This window comes from Ectothiorhodospira marina (assembly GCF_900109495.1).
In the GTDB taxonomy this organism is placed as follows: Bacteria; Pseudomonadota; Gammaproteobacteria; order Ectothiorhodospirales; family Ectothiorhodospiraceae; genus Ectothiorhodospira; species Ectothiorhodospira marina.
In genome coordinates, this window is sequence record NZ_FOAA01000030.1 from 1 (window position 1) to 5,248 (window position 5,248).

Genomic DNA, 5,248 nt, shown 5'->3' on the forward strand with positions numbered 1-5,248 from the left:
CAGCCGCGCCGATGCTCATAGTTGTTGCCGGTGACTGAATCCTGGCCACAGAGAAACGCCCGCCGCACGCAGCGGGACACCACGTGATACCAGGGCGTGTCTTCGAGGCAGATCTGGGAAGCGCGGGGTTGGGTCATGGAACGATCTTAGTGGGGCGGTGCACTTGAGTCAATAACAAAGTGGGTGTCCTAAGGTGAGAAGGGAAAAACCCGACTGGCTGCCATTCAGCCTGCGCATAGTGCTGACGACGTATATACTTTATGAGTACCGCAAGGGGGCCGGAGGCTCGTGAATATGACGAGTATCTGCGCCGCAAGGTGGAGGCCGGGCGCGACTCAGCCCGTGCCGGGCGTGGCCGTTCACATGATGAAGTGGTGGAAGCGCGGTTCGCCGTCAAGCGGAAAAAGGTAGCAGCTGGCAAAACGTGATCGTTGTCTGGACGCCGGAGGCGGGACAAGATCGCGCTGACATTTGGGACTACATCGTCGCCGAAAACCCCGGCGCGGCCGCCCACATGGATGAGCTTTTCAGCGATCCAGCCAACTGGCTGGCCACGTTTGTTTGCAGGGGCATTCCAGGGCTTGACTGATCGACTGAGTCCTAGCCGAAGAAATAGCGCATGCCCCCCAGGATGAGGGCAGTATGGGCCAGCAGGGCGCCCAGAGTCCATTTGATGATGTCCACCTTCTGGCGCCCCATCTCTGCTTTGAGGTTACCCTCGATCTGCAGGGTTTCGGCCCGCAACTTCTCTATCTCTTTTTGAACATCCCCTCGCAGCTGCTCGATCTCCTTCTGCAACCGCAGTTCAGTTTCCCTTAACGACGCATTGGTGGCCAGATCGTTCACGGCCGGGAAGCGGCGTTCCACATGCTCGATGGCTTCCACGATCAGGCGCGCCCGGGTCTTCTCGTCCGGGGCGCTGCTGATTTGCTCGTAGAGTTCGATCACGGAGGTCATGGTGGGCAGTATGACACCGCTTGGTTGGAGGTGCCAGATGAAGCCATAAGCTGAATGCCATGCGACGTGGTCCTTGATGTCCCCACGCCGGCCAGATGGAGATGTTCCGGGTCAAGGTGCTTGCAGAGGCTCAACCGGTATGAGTGAAAATCGGCTACCCGACTACCTTGACCACATACAGCAGGCCGCAGCTGAAAGATAGGTGGGAGCGGCCCTCGGCCGCGAAAAGCGGAGGGCACAGATATCGTTTCCCCTGGCGGGCTACTGCGAGCCCAATCGTCACGATGCTGCCAAAAGCTCCCGCCCAAACACATCCCGAGCCGTCCAAATGCCCCGCAGATACCGACACTGCCTTCGCGCCGCCAGATCCACCAGACTCGCCGGCGCCCCGATGGCCGAGCCAAAGGAATGAAACAGATCGAACGCATGCGCGATAAAGGCATCAGTCCCCATACCCATGCGCGCCAGCAGCTTTGGCGTGCCTTCCGGTATGCGTCTTCGTTTGGTGGGGTAAATGCAGCTCGGAATAGGCCTTGGCCTTCGCCACCTCTGCCAGCGTCAAGTGAAGATCCTAAACAACCAAAAAGCGCATCGCACCCAGGATAAGGACGGCGTAGGCCAGTAGGGCACCCAACGTCCATTTGATGATATCCACCTTGTGGTGCGCAGTTTCGGTCCGCAGCTGCTCGATATCCCGGTGCAGATTCCCCTCTATTTGGCGAGTCTCGGCCCGAAGCTCTTCGATGTCCTTTCGCAGATTCCCCTCAATCTGTCGAGTCTCTCCCCGCAGCTGCTCAATCTCTTTCTGAAGATCGCCCCGCAGCTGCGCGATCTCCTTCTGAAGGCCCCCCCGCAGTTGCTCGATCTCCTTCTGAAGATCCCCCCGCAGCTGCTCGATCTCCTTTTGCAACCGCAGCTCAGTTTCCCTTAAAGACGCATTGGTGGCCAGATCGTTCACGGCCGGGAAGCGGCGTTCCACATGCTCGATGGCTTCCACGATCAAGCGCGCCCGGGTCTTCTCGTCCGGGGCGCTGCTGATTTGCTCGTAGAGTTCAATCACGGAGGTCATGGTGGGCAGTATGACACCGCTTGGTTGGGGGTGCCAGATGAAGCGATAGGCTGAACGCCAAGCGACGTGGCCCTTGCTGTCCCCACGCCGGCCAGATGGACATGATCGTTCCCCGTAGTTCGGGTTTCGTATACACCGCCTGTCGCCGCCGAGGGCAGCTCCCACGGAGGGCAAGGGTAGCTTGCCCCTTTATTGCCGCTCACCTCGCGGCCTGAGATAATGGAAGGATAATCGTCAAGGATACTCACATGACCTCCGTCATCGAACTCTACGAACAGCTATCCAGCGCCCCGGATGATAAGACGCGCGCTCGCCTGATCGCCGAGGCCTTCGAACAAATGGAACAACGCTACCCTGAGGTGACCGACCTGGCCACGGGAGCGGCACTGCGTGAAACAGAGTTGCGGCTGCAGAAGGAAATAGAGCAACTTCGAGGCGAGGTCAAGAAAGACATTGAGCAGCTCAGGGGGGACATGCAGAAAGACATTGAGCAGCTCAGGGGGGACATGCAGAAAGACATTGAGCAGCTCAGGGGGGACATGCAGAAAGACATTGAGCAGCTCAGGGGGGAGGTGAAAAAGGACGTCGCCGAAGTTCGGGGCGATATCGCCCAAAGCAAGATTGAAACCATCAAATGGACGGTGGCCTGGACCGGAGGCTTACTGCTGGCTCAGGCGACACTCATCCTGGGAGGCCTGCGCTACCTACTGGGATGACATGGCGGCGTGGTGCGTAGTCTCGGCCCGCAGTTGCTCGATCTCTTTCTGAAGATCCCCTCGCATCCACCCGCAACAGCGATTCTCGGAGATGGTTCTTGAACAATGCTATCATTGGTTCATGTTGTCCCAACGAGCTTCGATAAGAAAGGATATTCATGCGACCGTCTGCTGCGCTTGATATGAAGCGAGACGCAGTGCGTCAGGTAGTCGGTCGCTTCCGCACCGCGAACCCGCGCATCTTCGGTTCCGTGCTGCATGGCACCGACCGGGATGGCAGCGACCTTGATCTACTGGTTGACGCGCTGCCTGGTGCAACGCTGTTGGACTTGGGTGATTTGGAAGAAGAGCTCAAAACACTGCTCGGCGTGGACGTCGATCTGCTTACACCTGGCGACCTGCCGCCGAAGTTCCGGGTCAAGGTGCTTGCGGAGGCTCAACCGGTATGAGTGAAAATCGGCTACCCGACTACCTTGACCACATACAGCAGGCCGCAGCCGAAAGATAGGTGGGAGCGGCCCTCGGCCGCGAAAAGCGGAGGGCACTGATATCGGGCGATACCTCAGCCGCCGAAGTTTACCTGGGGAGCGGCAGGATCAATGATTGCCCAGGAGTGCCTCCAGGCTCTCAGCAGACAGGATCTTGACGACCCACTCATCCAACTGCTCATCGCTGGCCTGGCTCAGGCGCTCATCGGCCCAGGTAGGCAGTTCTCCAAACTTCAAGGCAATCAGCTTACGCAGGGTATCCGCAACACCCAGGTTGTGGCCCTGCTCAAGTCCTTTCTCCATCCCCTGTTCAAGTCCCTTCTCCATCCCCAACCGCTCAGCCGTATTGATGTAAGGCATACGCTTTTCCTCCTCAATGGCATAGACCACTTCCAGAAAACCCCGTTCCAGTCCCCTGGGCAGCTGGATCATCCAGTCGATGATATGAAACAGCCGCTGAATCTCAGCCCGACTGTAACCCCGCTCATAAAGCAGACGAATCAGGCCCACCTTGGCCCGCTGACGCTCCTCTCCATTATCCAGCCGCTTGGCCTTGATCTGCGCCATCACCACCAAGGCGAAGACATTCTCGCTGACCTCCAGGTCCGCCCAGCGTGCCTCCCAGTCGATCAACTTGGTCATGGGAAACGCAAAGCTCAGCTCACACCCCCAGCGGGCATACCGGAAGCGCTTCGGTCGAAACCCCGGGCTGGTGTCTGCCAGCACCGCCAGGCTCACCACATCCACCCCATACCGGTCCCGCAAGCGGTACTGGTAAGTATACATCCGCTGTGCAAACCCATCCTCCGGCTCACCCTGAACCTCCACATGAACCAGCACCCAGGTCTCGCCCCCATCCCGGGCATACACCTTGATCAGCTTGTCCGCGTGGCGCCGGCCACTGCTGGCGTCTGCCGTGATCTGCTGCAACTCCTTGTCCATGGGGCTGTACCCCCGCGACCAATCCACCTCCTCGTGGATGGCGGGGAACAGCAACTGCACGAACTCCTCGAAGTAGGATTCCAGGGCATCCTTCCAGGGGCTGTCGTGATCTGTACGCCGGGCGCTGTCTTGGTCAGTCATGGTCACTCCTTTGACGATGCATCATTCTCTACCAAAGCCACCGACGATGGAATGGCAACAAGATAGGTGGGAGCGGCCCTCGGCCGCGAAAAGCGGAGGGCACTGATATCGTTTCCCCTGGCAGGCTACTGCGAGCCCAATCGTCACGATGCTGCCAAAAGGTCCTGCCCAAACATATCCCGAGCCGTCCTGATACCCCGCATATACCGACACTGCCTTCGCGCCGCCAGATCCACCAGACTCGCCGGTGCCCCGATGGCCGATCCAAAGGAATGGAACAGATCGAACGCGTGCGCGATAAAGGTCTCAGTCCCCATTCCCAAGCGCTGCAGCAGCTTTGGCGTGCCTTCCGGTATACGTCCCCGCTTACTGGGGTGAACGCAGCGGCCCAGGGTCTGCGTCAGTTCCACATAATCCGGCCATGAGAAGGGGATGCCCGCCTCGAATCGACCCGTGCCGTCAAAAGGCATTAGCGGAGCCGGCTGCAACGACCGCAGCACACGCTCCTCGCGCAGGACCTCACTATTGAAGATGCCACTGATGATGGCCGGGTCTGTGGGGGCGTCTGTGTTGGTTTTGTGAAGGAGGGGAGGGCGGTCATCCTCGCGCTCGGGCAATGCCTCACCCACCTGGGTGGCCGTGGCCTCTTCCTGAGGTTGGCTCAATCTTCGAGCGATGGAGGTGTGCGTGCTGTCCTCCAGGCCCTCACACACCCCCGCCCGAATCGGATTCAGATCCACATAACTCATGGCCGCCAGCAACGCCTGTTCGTCCAGCAGCGCCTGACTCTTGAAGCGACCCTCCCAGAACCGCCCCCGAACCTTGTCTTCCGCATTGGCGCGGCGGGCAATGGACTCGTTCAAGACCCGCATGAACCAGGAAAGATCATGCAACCGGCCGCGGTACTCATCGGCATATTCCTCGGCACGCGCCAC

The 5,248-nt window shown here is 59.4% G+C and carries 7 protein-coding genes and 1 pseudogene; 3 read left to right on the top strand and 5 right to left on the bottom strand.

What is annotated here, in order from left to right; genetic code table 11:
* Positions 1–137, bottom strand: a pseudogene (locus BMY52_RS14900) (transposase); the annotation flags it as partial.
* Positions 138–424: 287 nt separating this feature from the next.
* On the opposite strand from BMY52_RS14900, the gene BMY52_RS14910 reads away from it, so the two are divergent.
* Positions 425–589, top strand: a complete 165-nt coding sequence (locus BMY52_RS14910) for a type II toxin-antitoxin system RelE/ParE family toxin (RefSeq protein ID WP_143050514.1) — start codon at positions 425–427, stop codon at positions 587–589.
* 11 nt (positions 590–600) lie between these two features.
* On the opposite strand, the gene BMY52_RS14915 is transcribed toward BMY52_RS14910, so the two are convergent.
* Positions 601–957, bottom strand: a complete 357-nt coding sequence (locus tag BMY52_RS14915) for a CCDC90 family protein (RefSeq protein WP_090255779.1) — start codon at positions 955–957, stop codon at positions 601–603.
* Between the two features lie 571 nt (positions 958–1,528).
* Positions 1,529–2,026, bottom strand: coding sequence for a coiled-coil domain-containing protein (locus BMY52_RS14925; protein WP_090255782.1), 498 nt, complete (start codon positions 2,024–2,026; stop codon positions 1,529–1,531).
* A gap of 248 nt (positions 2,027–2,274) precedes the next feature.
* Between BMY52_RS14925 and BMY52_RS14930 the strand changes: the two genes are divergently transcribed.
* Both BMY52_RS14930 and BMY52_RS14935 read left to right on the top strand, forming a co-directional pair.
* Positions 2,275–2,742 (top strand): coiled-coil domain-containing protein, encoded by a 468-nt coding sequence (locus BMY52_RS14930; protein ID WP_090255784.1) that lies wholly within the window; start codon positions 2,275–2,277, stop codon positions 2,740–2,742.
* Positions 2,743–2,900: 158 nt separating this feature from the next.
* Positions 2,901–3,191, top strand: coding sequence for a nucleotidyltransferase family protein (locus tag BMY52_RS14935; RefSeq protein ID WP_025282612.1), 291 nt, complete (start codon positions 2,901–2,903; stop codon positions 3,189–3,191).
* A 147-nt stretch (positions 3,192–3,338) separates the two neighbouring features.
* Here the strand turns inward: BMY52_RS14935 and BMY52_RS14940 are convergent, their stop codons facing one another.
* Complete coding sequence (locus BMY52_RS14940; RefSeq protein ID WP_090255785.1) at positions 3,339–4,313, bottom strand: RpnC/YadD family protein; 975 nt, start codon at positions 4,311–4,313, stop codon at positions 3,339–3,341.
* A gap of 143 nt (positions 4,314–4,456) precedes the next feature.
* A partial coding sequence (locus tag BMY52_RS15480) for a transposase (RefSeq protein WP_177169993.1) occupies positions 4,457–5,248 on the bottom strand: 792 nt, incomplete at its 5' end.

Bases quoted from the DNA above. Each gene is read 5' to 3' on its own strand.
- BMY52_RS14915 (WP_090255779.1), bottom strand. From the start codon at position 957: ATGACCTCCGTGATCGAACTCTACGAGCAAATCAGCAGCGCCCCGGAC.
- BMY52_RS14935 (WP_025282612.1), top strand. From the start codon at position 2,901: ATGCGACCGTCTGCTGCGCTTGATATGAAGCGAGACGCAGTGCGTCAG.
- BMY52_RS14930 (WP_090255784.1), top strand. From the start codon at position 2,275: ATGACCTCCGTCATCGAACTCTACGAACAGCTATCCAGCGCCCCGGAT.
- BMY52_RS14940 (WP_090255785.1), bottom strand. From the start codon at position 4,313: ATGACTGACCAAGACAGCGCCCGGCGTACAGATCACGACAGCCCCTGG.
- BMY52_RS14925 (WP_090255782.1), bottom strand. From the start codon at position 2,026: ATGACCTCCGTGATTGAACTCTACGAGCAAATCAGCAGCGCCCCGGAC.